General features: G+C 65.5%; 22 protein-coding genes. 9 read left to right on the forward strand and 13 right to left on the reverse strand.

Annotated elements, in window-relative coordinates:
- Nucleotides 1–80 precede the first annotated feature (80 nt).
- The 4 genes from L0U80_RS09990 to L0U80_RS10005 all read right to left on the reverse strand — a co-directional run bounded on the left by L0U80_RS09990 (nucleotide 81) and on the right by L0U80_RS10005 (nucleotide 3,356).
- Nucleotides 81–1,070 carry a beta-ketoacyl-ACP synthase III gene (locus tag L0U80_RS09990; protein WP_233863793.1) on the reverse strand — a complete coding sequence of 330 codons (990 nt, stop codon included), beginning with the start codon at nucleotides 1,068–1,070 and terminating at the stop codon, nucleotides 81–83.
- Nucleotides 1,070–2,173, reverse strand: coding sequence for a phosphate acyltransferase PlsX (gene plsX, locus L0U80_RS09995; protein WP_373322137.1), 1,104 nt, complete (start codon nucleotides 2,171–2,173; stop codon nucleotides 1,070–1,072). Before plsX ends, L0U80_RS09990 begins: the two co-directional genes overlap by 1 nt.
- A 138-nt stretch (nucleotides 2,174–2,311) precedes the next feature.
- Nucleotides 2,312–2,491: a 50S ribosomal protein L32 gene (rpmF, locus tag L0U80_RS10000; RefSeq protein WP_014191965.1), complete on the reverse strand. Its 180-nt coding sequence runs from the start codon at nucleotides 2,489–2,491 to the stop codon at nucleotides 2,312–2,314.
- Between the two features lie 178 nt (nucleotides 2,492–2,669).
- Entirely contained in the window at nucleotides 2,670–3,356 is a 687-nt protein-coding gene (locus L0U80_RS10005) for a DUF177 domain-containing protein (RefSeq protein WP_233863795.1), read from the reverse strand.
- 311 nt (nucleotides 3,357–3,667) lie between these two features.
- On the opposite strand from L0U80_RS10005, the gene L0U80_RS10010 reads away from it, so the two are divergent.
- On the forward strand, nucleotides 3,668–4,321 hold the full coding sequence (locus tag L0U80_RS10010) for a Maf-like protein (protein WP_233863796.1): 654 nt from the start codon (nucleotides 3,668–3,670) through the stop codon (nucleotides 4,319–4,321).
- Nucleotides 4,318–5,037: an SAM-dependent methyltransferase gene (locus L0U80_RS10015; protein ID WP_233863798.1), complete on the forward strand. Its 720-nt coding sequence runs from the start codon at nucleotides 4,318–4,320 to the stop codon at nucleotides 5,035–5,037. The genes L0U80_RS10010 and L0U80_RS10015 overlap by 4 nt, the downstream gene beginning before the upstream one ends.
- Before the next feature lie 103 nt (nucleotides 5,038–5,140).
- Here the strand turns inward: L0U80_RS10015 and L0U80_RS10020 are convergent, their stop codons facing one another.
- Genes L0U80_RS10020 through L0U80_RS10035 form a run of 4 tightly spaced genes read right to left on the reverse strand, consistent with a single transcriptional unit; the run spans nucleotide 5,141 to nucleotide 8,265 of the window.
- Nucleotides 5,141–6,145: a S49 family peptidase gene (locus L0U80_RS10020; protein ID WP_233863800.1), complete on the reverse strand. Its 1,005-nt coding sequence runs from the start codon at nucleotides 6,143–6,145 to the stop codon at nucleotides 5,141–5,143.
- Nucleotides 6,146–6,160: 15 nt separating this feature from the next.
- Nucleotides 6,161–6,553: a Rieske (2Fe-2S) protein gene (locus L0U80_RS10025; RefSeq protein WP_308444851.1), complete on the reverse strand. Its 393-nt coding sequence runs from the start codon at nucleotides 6,551–6,553 to the stop codon at nucleotides 6,161–6,163.
- Nucleotides 6,550–7,209, reverse strand: a complete 660-nt coding sequence (locus tag L0U80_RS10030; protein WP_233863802.1) for an HAD-IA family hydrolase — start codon at nucleotides 7,207–7,209, stop codon at nucleotides 6,550–6,552. The genes L0U80_RS10025 and L0U80_RS10030 overlap by 4 nt, the downstream gene beginning before the upstream one ends.
- A gap of 27 nt (nucleotides 7,210–7,236) precedes the next feature.
- Nucleotides 7,237–8,265, reverse strand: coding sequence for an RluA family pseudouridine synthase (locus tag L0U80_RS10035; RefSeq protein ID WP_233863805.1), 1,029 nt, complete (start codon nucleotides 8,263–8,265; stop codon nucleotides 7,237–7,239).
- Between the two features lie 848 nt (nucleotides 8,266–9,113).
- On the opposite strand from L0U80_RS10035, the gene L0U80_RS10040 reads away from it, so the two are divergent.
- The 6 genes from L0U80_RS10040 (at nucleotide 9,114) to L0U80_RS10065 (ending at nucleotide 16,476) form a co-directional block, all read left to right on the forward strand.
- Complete coding sequence (locus tag L0U80_RS10040) at nucleotides 9,114–12,332, forward strand: Rne/Rng family ribonuclease (protein WP_233863806.1); 3,219 nt, start codon at nucleotides 9,114–9,116, stop codon at nucleotides 12,330–12,332.
- Nucleotides 12,333–12,497: 165 nt separating this feature from the next.
- On the forward strand, nucleotides 12,498–13,610 hold the full coding sequence (gene moaA / locus L0U80_RS10045) for a GTP 3',8-cyclase MoaA (protein ID WP_233863808.1): 1,113 nt from the start codon (nucleotides 12,498–12,500) through the stop codon (nucleotides 13,608–13,610).
- Nucleotides 13,611–13,617: 7 nt separating this feature from the next.
- Nucleotides 13,618–14,238, forward strand: a complete 621-nt coding sequence (gene mobA, locus L0U80_RS10050; RefSeq protein WP_233863809.1) for a molybdenum cofactor guanylyltransferase MobA — start codon at nucleotides 13,618–13,620, stop codon at nucleotides 14,236–14,238.
- A 102-nt stretch (nucleotides 14,239–14,340) separates the two neighbouring features.
- Nucleotides 14,341–15,636, forward strand: coding sequence for a molybdopterin molybdotransferase MoeA (gene moeA / locus L0U80_RS10055; protein ID WP_233863812.1), 1,296 nt, complete (start codon nucleotides 14,341–14,343; stop codon nucleotides 15,634–15,636).
- 67 nt (nucleotides 15,637–15,703) lie between these two features.
- Entirely contained in the window at nucleotides 15,704–15,979 is a 276-nt protein-coding gene (locus tag L0U80_RS10060; RefSeq protein WP_124149063.1) for a hypothetical protein, read from the forward strand.
- On the forward strand, nucleotides 15,979–16,476 hold the full coding sequence (locus tag L0U80_RS10065) for a GNAT family N-acetyltransferase (protein ID WP_233863814.1): 498 nt from the start codon (nucleotides 15,979–15,981) through the stop codon (nucleotides 16,474–16,476). The genes L0U80_RS10060 and L0U80_RS10065 overlap by 1 nt, the downstream gene beginning before the upstream one ends.
- A gap of 94 nt (nucleotides 16,477–16,570) precedes the next feature.
- Here the strand turns inward: L0U80_RS10065 and L0U80_RS10070 are convergent, their stop codons facing one another.
- The 5 genes from L0U80_RS10070 to pncB all read right to left on the reverse strand — a co-directional run bounded on the left by L0U80_RS10070 (nucleotide 16,571) and on the right by pncB (nucleotide 22,682).
- Complete coding sequence (locus L0U80_RS10070) at nucleotides 16,571–18,073, reverse strand: DNA recombination protein RmuC (RefSeq protein WP_233863816.1); 1,503 nt, start codon at nucleotides 18,071–18,073, stop codon at nucleotides 16,571–16,573.
- Nucleotides 18,070–19,059 (reverse strand): 2-hydroxyacid dehydrogenase, encoded by a 990-nt coding sequence (locus tag L0U80_RS10075; RefSeq protein ID WP_233863817.1) that lies wholly within the window; start codon nucleotides 19,057–19,059, stop codon nucleotides 18,070–18,072. Before L0U80_RS10075 ends, L0U80_RS10070 begins: the two co-directional genes overlap by 4 nt.
- A gap of 79 nt (nucleotides 19,060–19,138) precedes the next feature.
- Nucleotides 19,139–20,554, reverse strand: a complete 1,416-nt coding sequence (locus L0U80_RS10080; RefSeq protein WP_233863819.1) for a sodium:proton antiporter — start codon at nucleotides 20,552–20,554, stop codon at nucleotides 19,139–19,141.
- Nucleotides 20,555–20,621: 67 nt separating this feature from the next.
- Nucleotides 20,622–21,284: a LutC/YkgG family protein gene (locus tag L0U80_RS10085; protein WP_233863821.1), complete on the reverse strand. Its 663-nt coding sequence runs from the start codon at nucleotides 21,282–21,284 to the stop codon at nucleotides 20,622–20,624.
- Between the two features lie 201 nt (nucleotides 21,285–21,485).
- Nucleotides 21,486–22,682: a nicotinate phosphoribosyltransferase gene (gene pncB, locus L0U80_RS10090; protein ID WP_233865847.1), complete on the reverse strand. Its 1,197-nt coding sequence runs from the start codon at nucleotides 22,680–22,682 to the stop codon at nucleotides 21,486–21,488.
- Between the two features lie 339 nt (nucleotides 22,683–23,021).
- On the opposite strand from pncB, the gene fdxA reads away from it, so the two are divergent.
- On the forward strand, nucleotides 23,022–23,345 hold the full coding sequence (fdxA, locus tag L0U80_RS10095) for a ferredoxin FdxA (RefSeq protein WP_233863822.1): 324 nt from the start codon (nucleotides 23,022–23,024) through the stop codon (nucleotides 23,343–23,345).
- The last annotated feature ends 70 nt before the right edge of the window (nucleotides 23,346–23,415 follow it).

The following is a 23,415-nucleotide window of genomic DNA, read 5'->3' on the forward strand; positions in this document are numbered from 1 at the left end:
CAGACGGGCGGCGCGCCGCAGCGAACCGCGCGCATTACGCGCGCTGGCAAGCAGGCGTGGCGCTACGCGCCCAGTCGAAATCAATAACGGATGACAGAAGCGCCCCAGGTAAACCCACCGCCGACGCCTTCGATCAGCACGTTGTCGCCGCGCTTGACACGGCCGTCGCGCACTGCGACGTCCAATGCGAGCGGGATGGACGCCGCCGACGTGTTGCCGTGTTCGCCGACCGTGACGACCATGCGCTCGGCGGGGAGGCCGAGCTTGCGGCAGGTGCCCTGCATGATGCGGATGTTTGCCTGGTGCGGAATCAGCCAGTCGATCTGCTCGGGTTTGAGTTGTGCCTTTTCCAGCGCCTCGATGGCGACCTTCTCCAGCACGTTCACCGCAAGCTTGAACACGGCCTGACCGTCCATGTGCAGGAACGCGTTGCCAGCGACCACGCCACCACTCACATGGCCCGGCGTGCAGAGAATATGCGCGTAGCTGCCGTCTGCGTGGAGCGCGCTCGACAGCACGCCCGGCTTGTCGGATGCCTGCAGTACGATCGCGCCCGCGCCGTCGCCGAACAGCACGCACGTGGTGCGATCGTTGAAATCGAGGATGCGCGAGAACGTCTCCGCGCCGACGATGAGCGCCGTGCGATGCTGTCCGCTGCGGATCAGACTGTCGGCGATCGAAACGGCGTAGGCAAAGCCCGCGCACACAGCCTGGACGTCGAACGCCGCACCGTGATTGCGAATGCCAAGCTTGTTCTGCAGAAGGCAGGCAGTGCTCGGAAACACGAAATCGGGCGTGGACGTCGCGACGATGATCAGGTCGATCGACTGCGGGTCGACGTCGGCAGCCGCGATCGCGCGCTGCGAAGCGGCGAATGCGAGATCGCTCGTGGTGACGTCGGGCGCGGCAAAGTGGCGCGCGTGAATGCCCGTGCGGGCGACGATCCACTCATCGCTCGTCTCGACACCCTTCGCGGCGAGACGTTCAGCCAGCGCCTGATTGGTGACGCGATCAGGCGGAAGATAGCTGCCCGTGCCGAGTACGCGGGAAAATAGAGTCGGTTGAGTCATTATGCCTTCGGGGAAGATGCGGTTCCGGGCGGAATTCCTCCCGGAAGCGGGTCGCCGGAATGGCTGCTGGGAGACGCGGCGGCCGCCCGTTCGAGCGATCCTGAGTTCTCGTCCATAGCGTGCGCGAGGCGTTCCAGCACGCCATTTTTGACGGCATCATACCCGCGTTTGATCGCCCACTCAAACGCGTAGGCGTCTGCGGAGCCGTGGCTTTTGATCACGACACTTTTCAGGCCGAGCAGCGCCGCGCCGTTGTACCGGCGATGGTCGAAACGTTTCCCGAAGCGCTTGAGCACGCGCATCGCTGCGAGCGCCATCAGCTTCGTGAGCCACGAGCGGCTGAACTCTTCCCTGAGCGCATTGCTGAGCATCTGCGCGAGCCCCTCGGATGTCTTCAGCGCGACATTCCCAACGAAACCGTCACAGACGATAACGTCGACGGTGCCCTTGTAAATGTCGTTGCCTTCCACATTACCGTAGAAGTTCAGCGTGCTTGCGCGCAGCAATTCACCCGCGCGCTTGATGGTGTCGTTGCCCTTGATGACCTCTTCGCCGATATTCAGGAGCCCGATGCTCGGGCGCTCCTTGCCTTCGAGCGCGGCGACGAGCGCATGGCCCATCTCCGCGAACTGGAGCAGGTGCTGCGGCTCGCAGTCGACGTTGGCGCCGAGATCGAGGACGGTGGTGTAACCAGTGGGCGTGGGCATCGCGGATGCGATGGCCGGGCGTTCGATACCGGGCAGCGTCTTGAGCACGTAGCGCGACACGGCCATCAGCGCGCCGGTGTTGCCGGCGGACACGCAGGCCTGCGCCTCGCCGTCCTTCACGCGATTGAGCGCGACGCGCATCGACGAGTCTTTCTTCTTGCGCAGTGCGATCTCGACCGGGTCGTCCATTTCGACGACCTCGGTGGCGGGAACGATGGAGAGCGCAGGATTGTCCAGCGCCTTCAGCTTTTTCAACTGGGCGCGGATCGCCGTTTCGATACCGACGAGCATAAGACGCACATCGGGATGCAGACGGACGAAATTGACTGCGGCAGGCACCGTCACGGACGGACCGTGGTCGCCTCCCATGCAATCAATCGTGAGCGTAACAGTCATGGAATGCGACGAATTTCAGGCACAAAAAAGCGGCAGATAAATGCCGCCTTTTTTGCCGAGCCAGAAGATTGTCAAGCGAACAGAATCGCCATGCACAGCACCGCGCGGTTCCCCACCTGGCGCCGCACAATGCAACGATTAATCGTTCTTGGTCTTGACGACTTTCTTGCCGCGGTAGTAGCCGTTCGGGCTGACGTGGTGACGCAGGTGCACTTCACCCGTGCTCGGCTCGACAGCCAGCGGAGCGCCCGTGAGGAAGTCGTGCGAGCGGTGCATGCCGCGCTTCGACGGCGACTTCTTGTTTTGTTGAACTGCCATGATAACTCCTGAGAAATTTTGCGAATTCTATCACAGCCCGGTCCAGCGGCCGCCACCCTGGGGATGACCCGACGCCGGGACGAGGCCCACGTATCTATAACTGCGCAAAACCGCGCTAAAACTGCGCGACTACTGCGCCAAACTACTGCGTCAATACTGTCCGCCACCTGCGGCTGCTTCAGTGCTTGCCGCCGGGACTGTCCTTCTTCAGCGATTCGAGCGCCGCAAACGGGTTGACGCGCTCCTCCGCTTCGATTTCCTGCTCCGGCACATCGTCCACGGAATCCACGCCGTCCGCGCCGTCGGCACCCGAGGCAAGACTTTCGTGGACTTCCGGACAGACTTCGTGCTTCGGCACGAGCGGCAGCGCAAGCAACAGCTCCTCTTCGATCAAGTCGATGAGATCGAAATGGCGTGAGCCTACGATCACTTCGACTTCATCGTCGTCGAGCGGAAACTCGTCCGCCTCTTCTTCCGTCTGGACGATACGGAAGATAGGGTCAGCGTTGAACGCCTGCTCACTGGGAGTGAGGCAACGCTGACACGTCAGCCATGCGGTACCGTGAATCGCGAGCCGCAGATATGGCTGCTGCCCCTCGGCGCCGTCGTCCTGCAATTCCGGCTGCGTGAAACCTGCCGCCTGCCACGTGAACACGGTGTCACGATCTGGCGCGTCGGCCGGAACTTCGTTTAACATGCGCGGCAGTTGCGACAGACGCACTGCCCCTGCGGCCTCGCGACCGCTGCGCGCAAATTCGAAAATGTCGAGATCGCGCGGATTCAGCGACTCGATGGGGCCTGCGGGCTTGCCCGCCGGCTCAGTCCGCGCTGGTTCAGTCCGCGCTGGTTCAGTCCGTTCGGTCATGTGCGCTCCTGCTTCGAGGCGTTCAGTCGGCACGTGTCGCTACCACTTTCGCTTGCACAGTCGTCGCATAGAAGCAGACAAGGCCTGTAAGCTCCTGCGCCAGCGTGCTGGTTCGTTGCGGGTCCGTGCTGGTCGTGTGCACTGCGATTTTGCGGACACACGGGGCAGCACGCGAAACGAGCGTACCGATGAAAAGCCTAAAATCATATCGCCTTTGTCTTTACGAGTCAAACACTTAACTGCACCGATGCAAGTGCCTGTGCAGCTTCACTTTTCGGCTATCCGCCCCCGCTTTTTCTAACCGATCGACCATGCAGGATTCCTCGCTCCCAAGTCCGGCCACGCCAGCCACTGCCGCCACAAGCCGGCCCGCCCTGATTCTCGCCTCCAGCTCGCGCTACCGCCGCGAACTGCTGGAGCGGCTACGCATTCCGTTTCAGACCACTGTGCCCGCCATCGACGAAACGCCGCTTGCCGGCGAGACGCCCGAAGCCACCGCGCTGCGTCTTGCCGCGGCAAAGGCCCGTGCCGTAGCCGCCGCCCTTCCGGCGACGGCAGGCCGCACGCTCGTGATCGGCTCGGATCAGGTCGCCACCTTCGACGGGCACCAGATCGGCAAGCCCGGCACGCACGAACGCGCCCTGGCCCAGTTGCAGTCGATGCGCGGCCGCGAGGTGTTGTTCCATAGTGCACTCAGTCTGCTCGATACCGCTACTGGCCAAACGGATACCGTCGACGTCGTGACGAAGGTGCGCTTTCGCGACCTGCCCGACGCGGCCCTCGACGCCTATCTGCGCGCCGAAGAACCCTATGACTGCGCGGGCAGCGCGAAATCGGAGGGACTCGGCATTGCACTGCTCGAAGCGATCGAGTCGGACGACCCCACCGCGCTGATCGGCTTGCCGCTGATCGCGCTCACGCGCATGCTGCTCGCCGCGGGCTATCCGCTGCTGGAGGCGCAATGACCGGCACGCTTTATCTGATTCCGAATACGCTCGGTGACGGCGACGAAGCCGCGCTCGCCGCCGTCCTGCCCGCGCCGGTGCGCGAGCGCGCGGGGACGCTCGCCAGCTATATCGGCGAAAACGCGAAGACGACGCGTGCGTTTCTGAAGCGCGTCGGTACCACGCGGCCGATCCAGGAAATCGAGATTCGCGAACTGAACGTCAACACGCCGGCCGGCGAGATCGACAAGCTGCTCGCGCCGCTTCTCGCCGGTATCGACACCGGACTCGTTTCCGAGGCGGGCGTGCCCGCCGTGGCCGACCCAGGCGCCCTGCTCGTGCGGCGCGCACACGAGCGCGGCATCAAGGTCGTGCCGCTCGTCGGGCCGAGTTCGATCCTGCTCGCGCTGATGGCTTCGGGCCTGAACGGCCAGAGCTTCGCGTTCCACGGCTATCTGCCCGTCGACGCCAACGAGCGTGCGAAAAAGCTGCGCGAACTGGAACAGCACTCGCGTAAGGCAAAGCAGACGCAGATCTTCATCGAGACGCCGTATCGCAATCGCACGATGCTCGACGCACTGCTCAGCGCCTGCGCGCCTTCGACGCTCGTGTGCGTCGCCGCCGACCTCACGCTGCCCACCGAGACGATTCAGAGCCGCACCGTGTCCGACTGGAAGAGGCACACCGGGCCGGATCTGCACAAGCGGCCAGCGATCTTCCTGCTGCTCGCCGTCTGAGGGCGTGCATCCGCGGCCCGAAAACGGCCCCACACTGCAGCCTCAAAAACACAACGGCCGCTTGCGCAATGCGTAAGCGGCCGTTCGTGGCACCACACGCGCGTTAGCGGACGACCTTCGTCCCGCCCAGAATCAACGCATGAACCGCCGCCGTACCCACGGCCGTGCCAAAGCGCTTCGCGATCCGGTCGGTCAAGCTCTGCTTGACGGTGTAATCGACCACATCGGGCGCCTTGATGATTTCGCGCGCGACGTAATCGGTATCGCCGTAGCCGTCCGCCAGCCCCAGTTCCACGCTCTTTTCGCCAGTCCAGAAAAGGCCCGAGAAGAGGTCGGGCGTCTCGTGCAGACGCTTGCCGCGGCCGGCCTTCACGGCGTCGATGAACTGCTGGTGGATCTGGTCGAGCATGGCCTGCGCGTGGGCGTCCATCTTCGGCGTATCCGGCGAGAACGGGTCGAAGAAGCCCTTGTTCTCGCCCGACGTGCGAAGCCGGCGCTGGACACCGAGCTTGTCCATCAGGCCGGTGAAGCCGAAACCGTCCATCAGCACGCCGATCGAGCCGACGATGCTCGCCTTGTTCACATAGATCTTGTCGGCGGCGGCCGCGACGAAATAGCCGCCCGACGCGCACATGTCGCCGACCACGACGTAGAGGGGGATGGCCGGATACTTCGCGCGCAGTCGCTGGATCTCGCCGTTGATGATGCTCGCCTGGACCGGGCTGCCTCCCGGGCTGTCGATGTGCAGGATGACGCCGGCCGTGCCGTCGTCGTCGAACGCGCTCCGGAGTGCGGTGTCGATGTCCTCCGAATTCGCGTTCGTGTCGGCCCCGATTTCGCCATCAAGCGTCACGAGTGCCGTATGGCGCCCACCGTTTTCGACGCGTGCGCCGGACAGGTCCACCACGCTCCACGCGATCACCAGCAACACGAACAGAAACGCAAAGCGGAAAAAGATCTTCCAGCGCCGTGCGGCGCGCTGCTCGTTTACCGCGGCGAGCGCAATACGCTCCAGCGCGTCGCGCTCCCAGCCGGGCGCAGGCGCGTTGCGGTCCACCGAGACCGGACGGGCCGGCTCGTTCGATTCAGGGGTCGGATTGTCGGACATGCGTGTGGTGGTTTGTCAGGTTTGTTGCGGACGCAGATCTTCGTCTGGCAGCCAGAATACCGCACGGCCATCGGGCGTGTCCCGTTCTTCAACACGCACGGGCCGCAGCCGCCCTCCGCGGCACGGACCGCCCACGCATTTGCCGGTGTCGGGCTCATAAATCGCGCCGTGTGTCGCACACATCAGGTAGAGGCCCGAAGATTCGAAGAACTGCCCCTCCACCCAGTCAAGCTCCATGGGTACGTGGGCGCAGCGGTTCAGATAACCGAAGACCTCGCCGCCGTAACGCACGAAGAACACCACGGCATCGCCGCCCGAGTAGGTGACGTTCAGGCGGTGACCCATACCGCCTTCGAGCAATTCTTCCGCCGCGCAGACGCGCACCGGATCGATGGCCGTCGCGCTCACGCGTGTTCCCGTAGCCAGAGCGCGAGCGACGCGACGTCCGACGCGACGTAACGCGGCGAGAGCGCTTCGAGCGAATCCGGCGAATGCGCTCCGTACCCCACGCCGACGCCTGCGACGCCAGCATTGATCGCCATCTGCAGGTCGTGCGTCGTATCGCCGATCATGAGCGTGCGGCCGTTATCCTGCCCGAGTTCGCGCGTCAGTTCGTGGAGCATTGCCGGATGCGGCTTCGAGAAGGTTTCGTCGGCGCAGCGCGTCCCGTCGAAGACGCTCGTCAGGCGCGCCTCGTCAAGTGCACGGTTCAGACCGACGCGGCTCTTGCCCGTCGCCACGGCCAGCAGGTAGCCGCGGTCGCGCAGCTCGGCCAGCATCTCGCGCACGCCGACGAAAAGCTCCGTCACCTCGCCCTTGGTGAGGTAGTGAAAGCGATACCGTTCGGCGAGGCGGGAATAGTCGGCCGGATCGAGCGTCGGCGCGGCAATCTGCAGCGCTTCGCGCAAGCCGAGGCCGATCACGTAACTCGCAGCCTCGTCGCCGGGCACGGGCAAACCCAGGTCGCGGCAGGCGGCCTGGATGCTGCGCGTGATATGGACGGTCGAATCCATCAGCGTGCCATCCCAATCGAACACGATCAGGTCAAATTGCTCTCGGGCCATGCGGTCCTTCTCCAATGCAATGTCGTTCTAGTCGGGCTGCGCGGCGGGCCTGCCGACGCCTTCGGCTCCCTCGCGCTGGGCCCGCAGTTCGTCGATGAAACGACGGCACTCCGCGGGCAGCGGCGCTTCGAACTGGAGCGTCTCGCGCGTGATCGGGTGCGTAATCTTCAGCCGGTGCGCGTGCAGGAACATGCGCTTGATGCCCGGATTCGCCCCCTGACGCGCCAGCGCCTTATTGAGCGCGAAGTCGCCATATTTGGCGTCGCCGACGATCGGCAACCCGAGGTGCGCGAGGTGCACGCGGATCTGGTGCGTGCGCCCGGTTTTCAGTTCGGCTTCGAGGAGCGCGTATTCGGGCCAGCGCTCGACGAGATTGAACACCGTATGCGACGCCAGACCGTCCGGCTGCACGCGCACGCGGCGCTCGCCTTCCGGGGTCAGATACTTGTGCAACGGCTCCTTCACCGCACGGCGGCGGCCCCAATCGCTGGCCCAGTCGCCGTGGACACACGCGTAATAGCGCTTGTCCATGCTGTTTTCGCGAATCTGCTCGTGCAGGCCGACCAGCGCCGCGCGCTTCTTGGCCAGCATGAGGATACCGGAGGTCTCGCGGTCCAGCCGATGCACCAGTTCGAGGAACTTGCCGTGCGGCCGCGCCTCGCGCAACTGTTCGATCACGCCGAACGCCACGCCACTGCCGCCGTGAACGGCCACGCCCGCGGGCTTGTCGATCACGAGCAGGCCCTCGTCTTCGTAGAGCACCGAGAAGTGTCCGGCGGGCACGGGCGCGGCGCTCGCGCCGGGTTGAGCGGTGCGAATGGGCGGCACGCGCACGACATCGCCTTCCGACAGCCGATACTGGGCGTCGACCCGACCCTTATTAACGCGGACTTCCCCGCTGCGCAGGATCCGGTAGATGTGGCTTTTCGGCACGCCTTTGCAGACGCGCACAAGGAAATTGTCGATGCGCTGACCGGCCGCGCCCTCGTCGATTTCGACGAACGAAACCTGGTCGCTTGCGACCTGATTCTGGGATGTTTTGCCTAACCCTTTCATTCTGAATATAATTTGCCCAGCGCTCACGCGACGACGGTTGACTAGACGGCAATTCCGCCAGGTCCTCGATCCGTGCCGACAGCGCAGGCTGCAAGCGATAAACGGTTATTTTACTTGCGCCCGGGGTTAGTTGCTCACCCCGTACGATGAGAAGCAACGAGTTGCACGCACGGAAATCCGCACCGGCAGGGACGGCGCCCACAGGCACGTTCGGTCAGGCACGGCTCCGACGGTAACGGAACATTGGTATAAAGAATTCATCCGGTGAGTCCCGGCGCACGGTCGAAGTGACCGGCGAGAGGACGCGCCGGTGGCGAAATACGGCGAGCGCCCGAAGCGTCCCGGCAACGTGCGGGACATGGCGACGTCAAAAGGTGGCAAGACACCCCGAGGGGGAAGACGGGCGTTCCTCGAAAACTTCCCGTGCGCGGCGCAGGTATTGCAGGTATCGACTGCAGCAGCCGCAAACCCGTTTCTGCCGGCAGCGTGCGCAGTTCGCCGCGGCGGCAGAGGCCTGTACCGCCTGTCGCGCGTGCTGATGCCTCGCATCGTGCGCCCAGCGGGAAAGCCGGAAGTTGAGGAATGGTGCGCCGTCGCGCTCCCGCGGCAAGTCACGCCGCTTGTTGAAGCCGTATTCGCATGTGCCCCCGCGGCCCATCCGGGACATCGCATCCGTTGCGTATGACCCGGCCGGGCGCCCTGAAGGCAATTCTCCCCGCCATCGTTCCCGCTCCAGCGTGCTTGTGAAAACACCCTAAGGCGCGGCCTGCCGCTGCCCGTCCTGTGCCGCCAGGCTTGACGCATGGCGCCGGCACGGGCCGCGCGCGAAGCCGCTCTGGAGCCGTTCAATGAAACGAATGCTGTTCAACGCGACGCAACAGGAAGAACTGCGCGTCGCCATCGTCGATGGACAGAAGCTGATCGACATCGACATCGAAACCGCCGGGCGCGAACAGCGCAAAGGCAATATCTACAAGGGCGTCATCACCCGCATCGAGCCGTCGCTCGAAGCGTGTTTCGTCAATTACGGCGAAGACCGCCACGGCTTCCTGCCGTTCAAGGAAGTCGCCCGCCAGTACTTCCGCGACGGCGTCGACATGCGCTCCGCGCGCATCCAGGACGCACTCAAGGAAGGTCAGGAACTGATCGTCCAGGTCGAAAAGGAAGAGCGCGGCAACAAGGGCGCAGCCCTCACCACGTTCATCTCGCTCGCCGGCCGCTATCTGGTCCTGATGCCGAACAACCCGCGCGGCGGTGGCGTGTCGCGCCGCATCGAGGGCGACGACCGTCAGGAACTGCGCGAAACCATGGCGCAGCTGCAACTGCCGGACGGCATGAGCATCATCGCGCGTACGGCCGGCATCGGCCGTTCGGCGGAAGAGCTCCAGTGGGATCTGAACTACCTGCTGCAACTGTGGCGCGCCATCGAAGCCGCGTCGCAGGCCGGCCAGAGCGGCAATCCGATGCTGATCTATCTGGAATCGAGCCTCGTGATCCGCGCGATCCGCGACTATTTCCAGCCGGACATCGGCGAAATCCTCATCGACACCACCGAGATCCATGACCAGGCGCGCGCCTTCATGGACATCGTGATGCCGGACAACGTCAACAAGGTGAAGCGCTACCACGACGACGTCCCGCTCTTCTCGCGTTTCCAGATCGAACACCAGATCGAAACCGCGTACTCGCGCACGGTGCCGCTGCCGTCCGGCGGTGCAATCGTTATCGACCACACGGAAGCGCTTGTCGCTATCGACGTGAACTCGGCGCGCGCCACCAAGGGCGCCGACATCGAGGAAACCGCCGCGCGCACCAACCTCGAAGCCGCCGACGAAGTCGCGCGCCAGTTGCGTCTGCGCGACCTGGGCGGCCTGATCGTGATCGACTTCATCGACATGGAGTCGGCCAAGAGCCAGCGCGAAGTCGAGCAGCGCCTGAAGGACGCGCTGCGCCACGACCGCGCGCGCGTGCAGATGGGCAAGATCTCGCGCTTCGGCCTGATGGAGCTGTCGCGCCAGCGTCTGCGCCCCGCCCTGTCGGAAGGCAGCCACGTCACCTGCCCGCGCTGTAACGGCACGGGTCACATCCGCGATACGGAATCGTCGGCGCTCCAGGTCCTGCGCATCATCCAGGAAGAGGCGATGAAGGAAAACACCGCGGCGATCCACTGCCAGGTGCCGGTCGAAGTGACCGCCTTCCTGCTCAACGAGAAGCGCTCGGAAATCAACAAGATCGAGTCGCGATTCAAGGTTGCCGTCGTTCTGATTCCGAACAAGCACCTCGAAACGCCGCACTACAAGCTCGAGCGCCTGCGCCACGACGACGCGCGCCTCGACGATCCGCGCGCCTCGTGGAAGATGGCCGAGGAAGCGGCTCGCGAACTCGAATCGGAAACCGGCTACAGCAAGCGCAGCGCCGAAGCCAAGCCCAAGCAGGAAGCCGCGGTGAAGGGCATTACGCCTGAGCGTCCTGCCCCGACTTCGACGGCAAAGCCCGCCGAGGCAGCACCCGCTGCCGCGCAGGCCGCCGTGACGGCTGCAGGTGGCGGTTTCTTCGGCTGGATCAAGCGCCTCTTCGGTGGCGCACCGGCTGCAACGCCCGCACCGGCTCCGGTCGAACAGCAGGACAAGGCCGCCCGCCCGGCTCGCGAAGCACGCGGTGAACGCACCGAGCGCGGCGATAAGGGTGGCGATCGTAATCGCAATCGCCGCGGTGGCGGTCGTGACGCAGCAGGCCGCGGCGAAGCCGCAGGCGGCGCGCGCACTGGCCAGCCGTCGCAGCGCCGTGAAGAACGTGAGCCGCGTGAAGGGCGTGAAGGGCGTGAGGGACGCGAAGGCCGCGAAGGCCGGGCTACCCGGGAACCGCGTGAAGGCCGCGAAGGCCGTGAGGGCCGGGACAATCGCGAAACCCGTACCGAACGCGAGCCGCGCGAACAGCGCGAGCAGCGAATCGAACGCGTCGAACGCGGTCAGGACCGTAGCGAGACGGCGGAAGCCAGCTCACCGCGCGGTGAGCGCCAGGAGCGTGGCGAGCGTCAGGAACGTGGCGAGCGCCGTGAGCGCGGCGAGCGTGGCGAGCAACGCCGTCGTCCGCAACAGGCGGAGGCCGCCGAAGCCCAGGAAGCACGTCTCGAAGCAGCCGCCATCGACACCGCTGGCGCTGTGCAGACCGAAGGCGTCCCGGCTGGCGTCACCGACGAGGACGCGGGCACTCCGCGTGACGGCGAGGAACGTCGTCGTCGCCGTCGCGGCCGCCGCGGTGGCCGTCGCGAGCGTGAAGTCGAAGGTGCAGCAGGCCTGACCGCCGAAGGCTCGCAGGAAGGCGACGCGGATGTCGCGGAATCGGTAACGGAGCATGATGCCGATATCGCGCCGGTTGCTGCCCCCGTCGTTGCGGCCGCTGTTGCGCCTGTTGTTGCACCGGTTGTTGCACCGGTTGTTGCCCCGATCGTTGCCCCCGTCGTTGCGCAGCCGGAAGTCCAGGCCGAAGCGAAATCGTCGGAAGCGACCGTGCATGCTGTCGTCGCCGAAACGGTGATCGTGACGGCATTGCCGGAAGCGGCGCAGCCCGTCGAGTCGAAGATCGAAGCGCAGGCCGAACAGGCTGCCGCGCCGATCGAGCACGTCGCCCCGGCTGTGGCTGAACCCGTCGCACCGGTTGAACCGGTGGCGCCGCCCGAAGTGGCTGTTGCACCCGTCGCAGTGCAGGCACCGGTCGAAGTGCCGGCTCACGAAGCCCGCGTGGAAGCCCCGGCTGTTGCCGAACCCGCCCCGCAGCCGGTCGAGTCCGTGGCACAAGCGGAAGCCGCTCCGGTCGCCGCTGCACCCGCGCCGCAAGCCGTTACGCGTGCGACCGCAGCAAGCGCACTGTCAGCCGAGGCGCTGGCCCCGATGCTCGCCTCTGCGGGCCTCGTCTGGGTCAACACCGACGCCGACAAGCTGAACGCCGCCCATGCCGCGGCCGCGCAGATCGTCAAGCCGGCACGCGTGCCGCGCGAGCGCAAGCCGCTGCCACCGGTCGATTCGGCACCGATGCAGCAAGTCGAAACGGACCGCCAGGCGCAGTAAGGCCCACGGTGAACCAGTCGGGGGACGTCGTGCACTGCACACCGTCCCCCCGCAAAAAGCCCGCCTTCTTCGGCGGGCTTTTTTTTGGTACAACAGCGTCGCACCCCATCCGCCGGTACCCTTGTGTTCGGCTAAAATCGACATAACGTTTGATACGAAACAATCATGTCCCGACGCGTGATCCCGGTTGCCGATTTCCGCTCGCTGCCGCCCCCGACAGCTGGCGTGGCCGTGCCTTCGCCCAGCGGCGAGCTTCTCGATACGCTCGCGCGGCCGTTGAAGGATCTGCGCATCTCCGTCACGGACCGGTGCAACTTCCGCTGCGTCTACTGCATGCCGCGCGAAGTTTTCGACAAGAACTATCAATTCCTGCCGCATTCCGCGCTCCTTTCGCTCGAAGAAATCGAGCGTGTTGCGCGGCTTTTCGTCGCTCAAGGCGTGACCAAGATTCGCCTGACCGGCGGTGAGCCCCTGCTGCGCAAGAACGTCGAATTTCTGATCGAGCGTCTCGCTGCACTCCGCACGCCCCAGGGCGAGCCACTGGATGTCACGCTCACCACCAACGGATCGATCCTCGCCCGCAAGGCGCGCGCGCTGAAAGACGCGGGCCTTACGCGCGTCACGGTAAGTCTCGATGCCCTCGACGACGCACTCTTTCGCCGCATGAATGACGCCGACTTTGCCGTCGCGGACGTGCTCGACGGCATCGAGGCGGCGCACGCCGTGGGACTCGCACCGCTGAAGATCAACATGGTGGTCAAGCGCGGCACCAACGACCACGAAATCGTGCCGATGGCGCGTCACTTCCGTGGGTCGGGCACTACGCTGCGTTTCATCGAATACATGGACGTCGGCACATCGAACGGCTGGAACATGGCTGAGGTGTTGCCGTCCGCCGACGTTGTCGCGCGCATCGCCGAGCACTTCCCGCTCGTGCCGCTCGAAGCGCACACCGCGGCCGAAACCGCACAGCGCTGGGGCTATGCGGACGGCGCGGGCGAGATCGGCGTGATTTCGAGCGTGACGCGCGCGTTCTGCGGCGACTGCACGCGCGCACGGCTGTCGACCGAGGGCAAGGTGTATCTGTGCCTGTTCGCGTCGATGGGCTATGACCTGCGCGCACTCGTGCGCAATGGCGCGAGCGACGAGACGATTTCGGCCGCCATTGCCCGGATCTGGACGGGTCGCACCGACCGTTACTCGCAACTGCGCGGCAGTGCCACCGGGACGGCCACCCGTGCCGAACGGCGCATCGAAATGTCCTACATCGGTGGCTGACGCATCGATGGAATCAATCCTGGATGCTGCTTCCATCACGGGCCTCGTGCTCGCGGGAGGACGCGGCCAGCGCATGGGCGGCGCCGACAAAGGCCTGCAAGTGCTGCGTGGCCAGCCGCTCGCGGCACATGTGCTCGCGCGGCTCGCACCGCAGGTCGGTGAGCTCGCAATCAGCGCAAACCGGCACACCGACACCTACGCGGCGCTCGGCGCACCGTGGCACGCGGCCGTTCTAGCCGATACGCTGCCCGACTTTCCCGGCCCGCTCGCCGGTCTGCTCGCCGGGTTGCAGGCCAGCCACACGAACTGGCTGCTCGCCGTACCGTGCGACTCGCCGTGGCTGCCCGCCGATCTCGCAGCGCACCTCGCCGCAGCCGCGCTCGCGCAGGATGCCGACATCGCCACGGTCACCACGACGAACGCCGCAGGCGATGTCTCGCTGCACCCGGTGTTCGCGCTCGTTCGCACGTCGCTCGCGGACGATCTCGCCGCCTTTCTGCACGCGGGTGAGCGCAAGGTTCGCGCGTGGTACGCGCGCCACAAGACGGTGGAAGTGCCGTTTGCCGACGAGCGTGCGTTTTACAATATCAATTCCTTACAGGAACTCGCCGACTTCGACCGTGCCTGAAGCACGCGACCGGCCAGCAGCCTGTCGCCGCCCACCATCCTCCGGCATGCCCATCAGGACGATCGCCGCACTCGCAGTGCGCCCGCGCCGCTGCTCCACCCGATGACCACGCTTAACACTCTGTCCGGTTGCGTCACTCGCTACGATCCTCAAGCCATGCCCGTCAGCGCCGCTCAGGCGATCGTGCTTCAGTGGGTGACGCCACTGGCGGCCAGTGAGCGCGTGCCGCTGCGCGACGCGCTTGCGCGCGTGCTCGCAGCGGACGTCATTTCGCCGATCGACGTGCCCGCGCACGACAATTCCGCGATGGACGGCTACGCATTCGACGGTACGGCGCTGGAAGGGGCAACGGATCCGCTCACGCTGAATATCGTCGGCAAGGCGTTCGCCGGGCACCCGTACACGGGCGAAATCGGCGAGCGCGCCTGCGTGCGCATCATGACCGGCGCGGCGATGCCCGCCGGCTGCGACACGGTCGTGCCACAGGAACAGACGCAGCCGGACGGCGACAGCGTCACGTTCGCGGCGAAGGCTCTCGCGCGCGGAGCGAACCGGCGCCGCCAGGGCGAAGACCTCGCGAAGGGTCGCGCCGCGCTTCGCGCGGGCCGCGTGCTGCGCGCGTCCGACATCGGTTTGCTGGCGTCGCTCGGGCTCGTCGACGTCGAGGTGAAACAGCGTCTGCGCGTTGCGTACTTCTCGACCGGCGACGAATTGCGTGCGCCGGGCGATTCACTCGATGCGGGCTGCATCTACGACAGCAACCGCTACACGCTCGGCGCCATGCTCAAGCGGCTCGACGTCGAGGCGATCGATCTCGGCATGGTGCGCGACGACCCGGCCGCGCTGGGCGCCACGCTCAGACAGGCAGCGGAATGCGCCGATGTCGTACTGACCTCGGGCGGCGTCTCGGTCGGCGACGCCGACTTCACGCGAGAACAGGTGGAAACACTCGGCGACGTCACGTTCTGGGGACTCGCGATGCGTCCGGGTCGCCCGCTCGCGTTCGGGCGCATCTGGTCGGGCGGCCGGCCCGGCGCAGGGCATCCCGCGCTCCTCTTTGGATTGCCAGGCAACCCGGTGGCAACCATGGTCACCTTCTACCAGATCGTGCGCCCCGCCCTGCTCGCCATGGCGGGCGCGACGCCCCATCCGGTGCCGCTGATCCCCGCCCGCTGCGACGCGCCCATCCGGAAACGCCCGGGCCGCACCGAATTCCAGCGCGGCGTCGCCACGCGCGACAGCACAGGCCAGTGGCGCGTCGCGCCCACGGGTTCGCAAAGTTCCGGCGCATTAAGCACCATGAGCGAGGCAAATTGCTTTATTGTGCTTGCCCATGAAGCTTCCGATCTCGACGCCGGCGACGTCGTCGACGTCATGCTTTTCGATGGCCTCGTCTAACGCGGGCCGCCCATTACCCGCAATCGTCAAATTCGGCACGTCCACCACGTCATACGGACCGACTAACATGAAAAAACAGATTTCGTTCATCGCTCCGGGGCAGACCGCCAAGGCGCTCATCCTCGTCTACCTGACGTTCAGCGTGCCGATCGTGCTGCTTGGCGTGCTCGTCGCCTTCTTCCGGTACGGCTCGGTTGAACTGTCGACGATTTTCAGCGCACTGCTGCTCAACGCGATTCTCGGCTTCGTCCTGCTCTGGATCGCCTGCCACGCGTACAACTGGGTCGCGTCGCGCTTTGGCGGCATCGAGATCCATCTCTCCGACGTACCAGAGGAAGCGTAATGACGGCAACGATCCGCGCGGCCACCCCCGCCGACGTCAGCGCGATGCACGCGCTGATGTACGAACTGGCCGAGTTCGAGAAGCTCACGCATCTTTTCGTCGCGACGACAGACGCCCTCGCCGACGCGCTCTTCGGCGCACGTCCGGCGGCCGAGGCGCTCGTCGCCGAGGATGCGGGGCGAGTCGTCGGCTATGCGCTCTTCTTCCATAACTACTCGACGTTTCTTGGCCGCCGCGGGCTCTATCTCGAAGACCTCTACGTGCAGCCGTCGCAGCGCGGCACGGGCCTCGGCACGGCGATGCTGCGTGCGCTCGCGGCAATCGCCCTTGAGCGCCAGTGCGCCCGCTTCGAGTGGACCGTGCTCGACTGGAACCAGCCGGCCATCAGCTTCTACGAAAAAATGGGCGCGACCGTGCTGCCCGACTGGCGCGTCGTGCGCGTGACCGGCGAGGCGCTCGAACAACTCGCCGCGCCCGCGGAGCAACCCGCCGGCTAAGCACGGTTCACGGCCTTCGAACGCACAAAAAAAAACGGGCCGCCTGCGTATAAGCGCAGGCGGCCCGTTCACATTGATGCGGACGCAACGTCCTTTATTCGTCCGACGCCCCGTTGCGCAGCGCATCGCCGAGCAGGTTCGTCGCCTCCTCGCCCGGCAACGCCTCCACATCGCGCAGCTTGCGGTTCATCGCGCGTGTGCGCACCTCTGCCGCCTCGATCGAGCGCGTCACCGTTTCCAGTTGCGACTTCGTTTTCGCGAGCACGTCGCCGAACTTGCCGAACTCCGTCTTCACCGCGCCCAGCACCTGCCAGACCTCACTCGATCGCCGCTCGATGGCGAGCGTGCGGAAGCCCATCTGCAGACTGTTGAGCAGCGCCGTGAGCGTCGTCGGCCCCGCGACCGTCACGCGGAAGTCGCGCTGCAACAGGTCGGTCAGGCCCGGTCGGCGCAGAATTTCCGCGTAGAGCCCTTCGGTCGGCAGGAACAGCAGCGCGAAGTCAGTCGTGTGCGGCGGCGCGACGTATTTTTCGGCGATCGTGCGCGCCTCCGCCTTCACGCGCGCCTCCAGCGCCCGACCCGCTTCCTCGATGGCCGCGACGTCGGCGCGCTCCTGCGCGTCGATCAGGCGCTCGTAGTCCTCGCGCGGGAATTTCGCGTCGACGGGCAGCCAGACCGGCTCGGCCGAGCCCCCTGTGTCGCCTGTGTCGCCGCGACCCGGCAGGCGAATCGCGAACTCGACGCGCTCCGTGCTCTTCGGCACCGTCGCAACGTTCTTCGCGTACTGGTCGGGCGTGAGCATCTGTTCGAGCAGTGCTTCGAGCTGTACTTCGCCCCACGTGCCGCGCGTCTTCACGTTCGTGAGCACCTTTTTCAGGTCGCCGACGCCAGCCGCAAGCGTCTGCATTTCGCCGAGCCCGCGATGCACCTGCTCAAGGCGATCGGAAACGAGCTTGAACGATTCGCCGAGGCGTTGTTCGAGCGTCGCGTGCAGCTTTTCGTCGACGGTGCGGCGCATCTCTTCGAGCTTCGCCGCGTTGTTCGCCTCGATGTCCTTCAGGCGCTGCTCCAGCGTCGCGCGCACTTCGGCGAAGCGGCGGTCGTTCGCCTCCGTAAGCTGCGCGAGCTGCTGCCCGAGCACGTTGCCGAAATGTCGCAACGCCGCGCCCTGCTCTTCGCGGGCCTGCTGCGCCTGCTGCTGCAGGTTCTGGCGCACGGCATCGAGCTGCTGCGCGTTGGTCTCGGTGAGCTTGACGAGTTGCTGCGCGAAGCCGTCGATCTGGTTGTTCTGCACCGTCGCGATGCTCGTGAGATGCGACGCAAGCGCCTGCTGCACCTGCGCGAAGCCGCCACCAAACTCGCTGCGCGAGACCTGCGCGGTGTGCGCGATCTCGTTGCGCAGTTCACGCTCGATGCGCTCGGCGGCGCGCGCCTGCGTCTCGGTCGAGGCCGCCAGACGGCCGGAGAGCGCGTCGAGCGAGTCGTGGACGGCGTCGGCTTCGTTGCCACCGCGCGCACGCATGAGCGCGACCACCGCCACGACAAGCGCAACGGCGATCAGCAGCGTCGCGACGGACATCAACAGCAATGGGCTCATGAACGGGCTTTCCCGAGAACGTCAGGATTGATCGGATTGGCCGGATGGCCGGCACGCGGGCCCTCGCCCAGTGCCGCGATGAGGTTGTCGGCGGCGAGATTCGCCATCGCGCGGCGCGTCGCTTCGCTCGCGCTCGCGATGTGCGGCGTGAGCACGACGTTCGGCACGGTGAGCAGCCCCGGATGCACATTCGGCTCGCCCTCGAACACGTCGAGGCCCGCCGCCGCAATGCGGCGAGAACGCAGCGCCTCGGCGAGCGCCGCGTCATCGACGATGCCGCCGCGCGCGACGTTGGTGAGCGTCGCGGTGGGCTTCATCAGCGCGAGTTCGGCCGCGCCGATCGTGTGGTGATTTTCCGAGGTGTACGGCAGCACGAGCACGACGTGATCCGCTTCGCGCAAGAGCGCTTCCTTCGATCGGTATTCGGCGTTCAGTTCGGCTTCGATTCCGTGCGCAACGCGCGAACGATTGTGATAGACGACGCGCATGTTGAAGCCCTTCGCGCGGCGCGCGATCGCCTGGCCGATGCGGCCCATGCCGACGATACCGAGCGTCGAACCGTACACGTCCGCGCCGAGGAACGCGTCGTGCTGCCACTTCTCCCACTTGCCCGCACGCAGGAAGTGCTCAGATTCGGTGATACGGCGCGCCGTGGCCATCATCAGCGCCCAGCCGAAATCCGCCGTGGTTTCGTTGAGCACGTCGGGCGTATTGGTGCCGAGCACGTTGGCGGCGTTGAACGCGGCCATGTCGAAGTTGTTGTAGCCCACGGCCATGTTCGCGACGACGCGCAGACGCGGCGCGGCGGCAAGCGTTGCGGCGCCGACGGGATCGCCCGCAGTCAGCGCGCCATCCTTGTCGGCAAGACGGCGCGTGAGTTCGTCGGCGGGCAGTGCGTCGCCGTTGTTCCACTCGACGTCGAAATATTGTTTGAGCCGGTCGATTACTTCCGGAAAAATCGGCCGCGCCACAAGGATCTTTTGCATCGTTACTCTCCACTTCAGGTTGTTCGGTCGCGCACGCGTTCGCTGCATGCGTCATTGTCAGGCGTGACGGGCCGCGCGGCTAGGCGAAAAAGAGCCAGGTCGCCATCAGGAAGACCGGCACGAGTATCGCGCACGACCAGCCGAGATAGCCAAAGAAGCCCGGCATGCGCACGCCGCGCGACTCGGAGATCGACTTCACCATGAAATTCGGCGCGTTGCCGATGTAGGTGAGCGCGCCCATCAGCACTGCACCCGCCGAAATCGCGGCGAGCGTCTTCGCGCCGGTCGTCATCAGAGCCGGGGCATCGCCGCCTGCCAGGTTGAAAAACACGAGCCAGGTCGGCGCATTGTCGAGGAACGACGACAGGAGGCCCGTCGCCCAGAAGTACATGACGGTGCCGGGACGGCCCGGCGTCGCGTTCACGAGATGAATCAGGCCCCCGAATGCGCCCGACTCCCCCGCGCGCAGAATCGCGATAACCGGCGCAATCGTCACGAAGATGCCGAGGAAGAGCTTCGCGACTTCGGCGATGGGCGCCCAGTTGAAGTCGTTGGCGGCGCGCACCGAACGCGGCGTGAAGGCGAGCGAAACGAGCGCGAGCGCGATTAGCCCCGCATCGCGCAGAAGGTTTTGCAGTTCGACGTGCGCGCCGGGAACGGCGAATGTGATGCCCGGCTTCCAGACTCCGCTCATCAGCACGAGGCCAATCACGAGTGCGAGCAGCACGAAGTTGAACTTGCCGAGGATGCCGAGCCGGCCCGTGTCAGGCGTCGGATCGAGGATTGCGGCACGCGCCTCGCCTGCGCGGCGGAAGAACCACGAATCGAGCGCGTAGAACACGGCGAGCAGCACCCCGCAGACAAACAGCCAGGGCCATACGAGATGCTGCGTAGTCCAGAAGAAACTGATGCCGTTCAGGAAACCGAGGAAAAGCGGCGGATCGCCGAGCGGCGTCAGCAGCCCGCCCGCATTCGCGACGAGAAAGATGAAGAACACGACGACGTGGACATTGTGGCGCCGGTTGTCGTTGGCGCGCAGGAGCGGCCGGATCAGCAGCATCGCCGCGCCGGTCGTGCCCATGATGCTCGCGAGCAGCGTGCCGAGCCCGAGGATCGTCGTGTTCGTGCGCGGCGAGCCACGCAGGTTGCCCACAACGCAGATGCCACCCGCGATCGTGAAAAGCGCGCCGAGCAGCACGATGAACGGAAGATACTCGTCGATCACCGCGTGCAGGAACATCGGGTACGTGGCGGCAAAGCCGTGCGTCGCGGCGAACGGCAGCAGGAACGCGAGCGCCCAAAACGCAGCGATCTTGCCGAAGTGCCGATGCCAGAGCACAGGCGCAAACATCGGAAAGAGCGCGATCGAAAGCAGCATGCCCGCGAAGGGAAGGCCCCAGGCTGGTGAGAGCGTGGCGCCGTCGACGCCTTCGGCATGCGCCCACGCGGGCATCAGCGTCAACGCCGCGCACAGGCCCGGCGCGACGCGGGTCATTTCACGCGCGGGTTGTCCGCTACAGCGGCCCGCGCCGGCGCGTTGCCGGGGTACGGGTGCCGTGCCCTTACGCGCCATGCACGACGATGACATGCACGCGATACGGCCCGTGCGCGCCGAGGATGATCGTCTGTTCGATATCGCCGGTGCGCGACGGCCCCGATACGAAGTTGACCGCGCGCGGCAGTTCCCCGCGTTCGGCGCGGATCAGCGCGAAGGCGTCCTCATGACCGGCGACGATGCGCGATGCAGGCACAACGGCGATGTGCGTCTCAGGCAGGAGCGCGCCCGAAGCCCAGGTCTGCGGGCTTGAAAGCAAGACGAGCGTGCCGGTCTCTGCGGTCGCGCAAAAACAGCCGGTGAAGCCGACCAGATCGCGGTCTTCGGGTGTGCGGAATTCGACGGAAAGTCCTGCGGCGGCCCAATCGAATGAATCGAGCGTCTGCCAGGCGACGGCCTGCATCGACAATCCGCCTTCCGCGAGATAGCGCTGCGCGGCGGCGGGTACGGCAGCCAGGCTCTCGACTTCATCGACCGTCGTGGACATCTTGCGCGCCTCGCGCACGAAGCGTGCAACGAGATCGTCCTCCAGTGGCGGACGTGGGCCTTCGGGATGGCGGGCGAGATAGTCGGCGACGGCCTCGCGTTCGGACGCGTCGGGAGTCGCGCCGCGCCCCTGGGCCGCGCGAATGCGCGCGAGTATGCTGCGGCGTGCGGCCGTGGTGTCCATGTGCGGTCCTCTTACCGTGGGGTGGTCGGGCGTCGTGGCAATTACTCGTGCCGATTATACCGATGCGAGCGATGTCCATTGCGCGCACGCGGGCCGCCCAGGCGAAGTGTCGACCGACTGCGCAGACCTCACGCGGCGACGCTCCGTCGTGCCGGACGAAGGCGCGCAAATCACGCGGCGTACACCGCCTTGACTGCCGGTCTACTTGCCCGCGCTTTCCTCATCGGCGGGAATGCCGAACACCTGGCGCAGATACGCGATATAGGCCTTGTCATCGCACATGTTCTTGCCCGGCGAATCAGACAGTTTGGCGACGGGCTGGCCGTTGCAGCGAACCATCTTGATGACGATCTGCAGCGGCTGATAGCCGAGGTCGTTGGTGAGGTTCGTGCCGACGCCGAATGCGAGCCGGCAGCGTCCGCGAAAACGCTCGTAGAGACGCAGGACCTTGGGAATATCGAGCGCGTCCGAGAAGATCATCGTCTTCGTGCGCGGATCGCACCGGTTGTCCTCGTAGTGCTTGAGCAGACGCTCGCCCCAGTCGAACGGATCACCGGAATCGTGGCGCGCGCCGTCGAAGAGCTTGCAGAAGTACATGTCGAAATCGCGCAGGAATGCCTGCATGCCGTAGACATCCGAGAGCGCAATGCCGAGGTCGCCGCGATACTCCTTCGCCCACATCTCGAAGCCGAAAATCTGCGAATCGCGCAGACGCGGGCCGAGTGCCTGGCACGCCTGCAGATACTCGTGAGCCATCGTGCCGAGCGGTGTGAGGTGGTGCTTCATTGCGTAGTACACGTTGCTCGTACCCGCGAACTGCTCGCAGAGATTCTCCTTGAGCTTGAGGATCACCTCCTCGTGCCACTGCTTCGAGAAGCGGCGGCGCGTGCCGTAGTCGGCGATCTTGCAGTCGGCGAACTCGGGCTTCGCGCCGAGCATCTCGATCTTGCGGCGCAGGCGCTCGCGGCCTTCCTCGTACTGCGGCTGGCGCTGCGTGTTGCGGAAGTAGACCTCGTTGACGATCGCGAGCACGGGAATCTCGAAGAGGATCGTGTGCAGCCACGGCCCCTTGATCTCGATGTCGATTTCGCCATTGTTCTTCGGTGACGGCGTGACCGAAATGTACTTCTCGTTCAGATGAAAGAGCGCGAGGAAATCGAGGAAATCGCTCTTCATGAAGCGCAGGCGGCGCAGGTAGTCGAGTTCGCCTTCGGAGAAGTGCAGACGGCAGAGCTTCTGGATCTCGCTTTTGATTTCGTCGATGTACGGCACGAGATCGACGTCCGGCGTGCGGCAGCGGAACCGGTACTCCACGCTCGCAGCCGGGAAGTGATGCAGCACCACCTGCATCATCGTGAACTTGTAGAGGTCGGTATCGAGCAGCGAAGTAATGATCATGGTGAGCCAGCCGGACTGCATTCTGAGGACGCGCGTCTGCGGGAGGACCGGGCCTGTGACGTGACGTCGCGCATCGGCTGCTCCCGGCTTGCCCCCTGCGAGGCCGGGCGTCAGCGATGTGCCCATGTTACCCGAATGCGCGTGCGCCCCGCCGCGCCGCCAGCACGCCCGCGCGGCCAGGAGGGGGATTCGACACGCGGTCCCGGGAGCGCCATAAACTAATCACGAAACGATCTAAGAACCCATGCGGGCCGCCCGCAGGGGAATATCACGTTAAGTTACAATAGCTTTTTTGGCCCTGAGCCATCCCCCGATACAAAGCATGCAGGAGTTGCCTGAATGACCCACGTTGTGACCGAAAGCTGTATCAAGTGCCGCTATACCGACTGCGTCGACGTGTGCCCGGTGGACTGCTTTCGCGAAGGTCCCAACTTCCTCGCGATCGATCCGGACGAGTGCATTGACTGCGCCGTGTGCGTAGCCGAGTGCCCCGTCAATGCCATCTACGCCGAAGAGGACGTGCCGGGCGACCAGCAGGATTTCATCCCGCTGAACGCCGAGCTGGCCAAGGGCTGGCCGAGCATCACCAAGACGAAGGCCGCGCTGCCCGAAGCCGAAGAGTTCAAGGACGTGAAGGACAAGCTCGCGATGCTCGTGCGCTAAGCGCCCTAAGTGCACCAAAGCGCACGATCAGTGCGACGGGCGCCGGCTGCGGCTGCCGTTGCGTCGTCCC

This window comes from Paraburkholderia adhaesiva, from assembly GCF_021390575.1.
In the GTDB taxonomy this organism is placed as follows: domain Bacteria; phylum Pseudomonadota; class Gammaproteobacteria; order Burkholderiales; family Burkholderiaceae; genus Paraburkholderia; species Paraburkholderia adhaesiva.

What these genes read in the sequence shown, in the direction of transcription:
- L0U80_RS09990 (WP_233863793.1), bottom strand. Translation starts at nt 1,070, where the DNA reads ATGACTCAACCGACTCTATTTTCCCGCGTACTCGGCACGGGCAGCTAT.
- plsX (WP_373322137.1), bottom strand. Translation starts at nt 2,173, where the DNA reads ATGACTGTTACGCTCACGATTGATTGCATGGGAGGCGACCACGGTCCG.
- rpmF (WP_014191965.1), bottom strand. Translation starts at nt 2,491, where the DNA reads ATGGCAGTTCAACAAAACAAGAAGTCGCCGTCGAAGCGCGGCATGCAC.
- L0U80_RS10005 (WP_233863795.1), bottom strand. Translation starts at nt 3,356, where the DNA reads ATGACCGAACGGACTGAACCAGCGCGGACTGAACCAGCGCGGACTGAG.
- L0U80_RS10010 (WP_233863796.1), top strand. Translation starts at nt 3,668, where the DNA reads ATGCAGGATTCCTCGCTCCCAAGTCCGGCCACGCCAGCCACTGCCGCC.
- L0U80_RS10015 (WP_233863798.1), top strand. Translation starts at nt 4,318, where the DNA reads ATGACCGGCACGCTTTATCTGATTCCGAATACGCTCGGTGACGGCGAC.
- L0U80_RS10020 (WP_233863800.1), bottom strand. Translation starts at nt 6,145, where the DNA reads ATGTCCGACAATCCGACCCCTGAATCGAACGAGCCGGCCCGTCCGGTC.
- L0U80_RS10030 (WP_233863802.1), bottom strand. Translation starts at nt 7,209, where the DNA reads ATGGCCCGAGAGCAATTTGACCTGATCGTGTTCGATTGGGATGGCACG.
- L0U80_RS10035 (WP_233863805.1), bottom strand. Translation starts at nt 8,265, where the DNA reads ATGAAAGGGTTAGGCAAAACATCCCAGAATCAGGTCGCAAGCGACCAG.
- L0U80_RS10040 (WP_233863806.1), top strand. Translation starts at nt 9,114, where the DNA reads ATGAAACGAATGCTGTTCAACGCGACGCAACAGGAAGAACTGCGCGTC.
- moaA (WP_233863808.1), top strand. Translation starts at nt 12,498, where the DNA reads ATGTCCCGACGCGTGATCCCGGTTGCCGATTTCCGCTCGCTGCCGCCC.
- mobA (WP_233863809.1), top strand. Translation starts at nt 13,618, where the DNA reads ATGGAATCAATCCTGGATGCTGCTTCCATCACGGGCCTCGTGCTCGCG.
- moeA (WP_233863812.1), top strand. Translation starts at nt 14,341, where the DNA reads ATGACCACGCTTAACACTCTGTCCGGTTGCGTCACTCGCTACGATCCT.
- L0U80_RS10060 (WP_124149063.1), top strand. Translation starts at nt 15,704, where the DNA reads ATGAAAAAACAGATTTCGTTCATCGCTCCGGGGCAGACCGCCAAGGCG.
- L0U80_RS10065 (WP_233863814.1), top strand. Translation starts at nt 15,979, where the DNA reads ATGACGGCAACGATCCGCGCGGCCACCCCCGCCGACGTCAGCGCGATG.
- L0U80_RS10070 (WP_233863816.1), bottom strand. Translation starts at nt 18,073, where the DNA reads ATGAGCCCATTGCTGTTGATGTCCGTCGCGACGCTGCTGATCGCCGTT.
- L0U80_RS10075 (WP_233863817.1), bottom strand. Translation starts at nt 19,059, where the DNA reads ATGCAAAAGATCCTTGTGGCGCGGCCGATTTTTCCGGAAGTAATCGAC.
- L0U80_RS10080 (WP_233863819.1), bottom strand. Translation starts at nt 20,554, where the DNA reads ATGACCCGCGTCGCGCCGGGCCTGTGCGCGGCGTTGACGCTGATGCCC.
- L0U80_RS10085 (WP_233863821.1), bottom strand. Translation starts at nt 21,284, where the DNA reads ATGGACACCACGGCCGCACGCCGCAGCATACTCGCGCGCATTCGCGCG.
- pncB (WP_233865847.1), bottom strand. Translation starts at nt 22,682, where the DNA reads ATGATCATTACTTCGCTGCTCGATACCGACCTCTACAAGTTCACGATG.
- fdxA (WP_233863822.1), top strand. Translation starts at nt 23,022, where the DNA reads ATGACCCACGTTGTGACCGAAAGCTGTATCAAGTGCCGCTATACCGAC.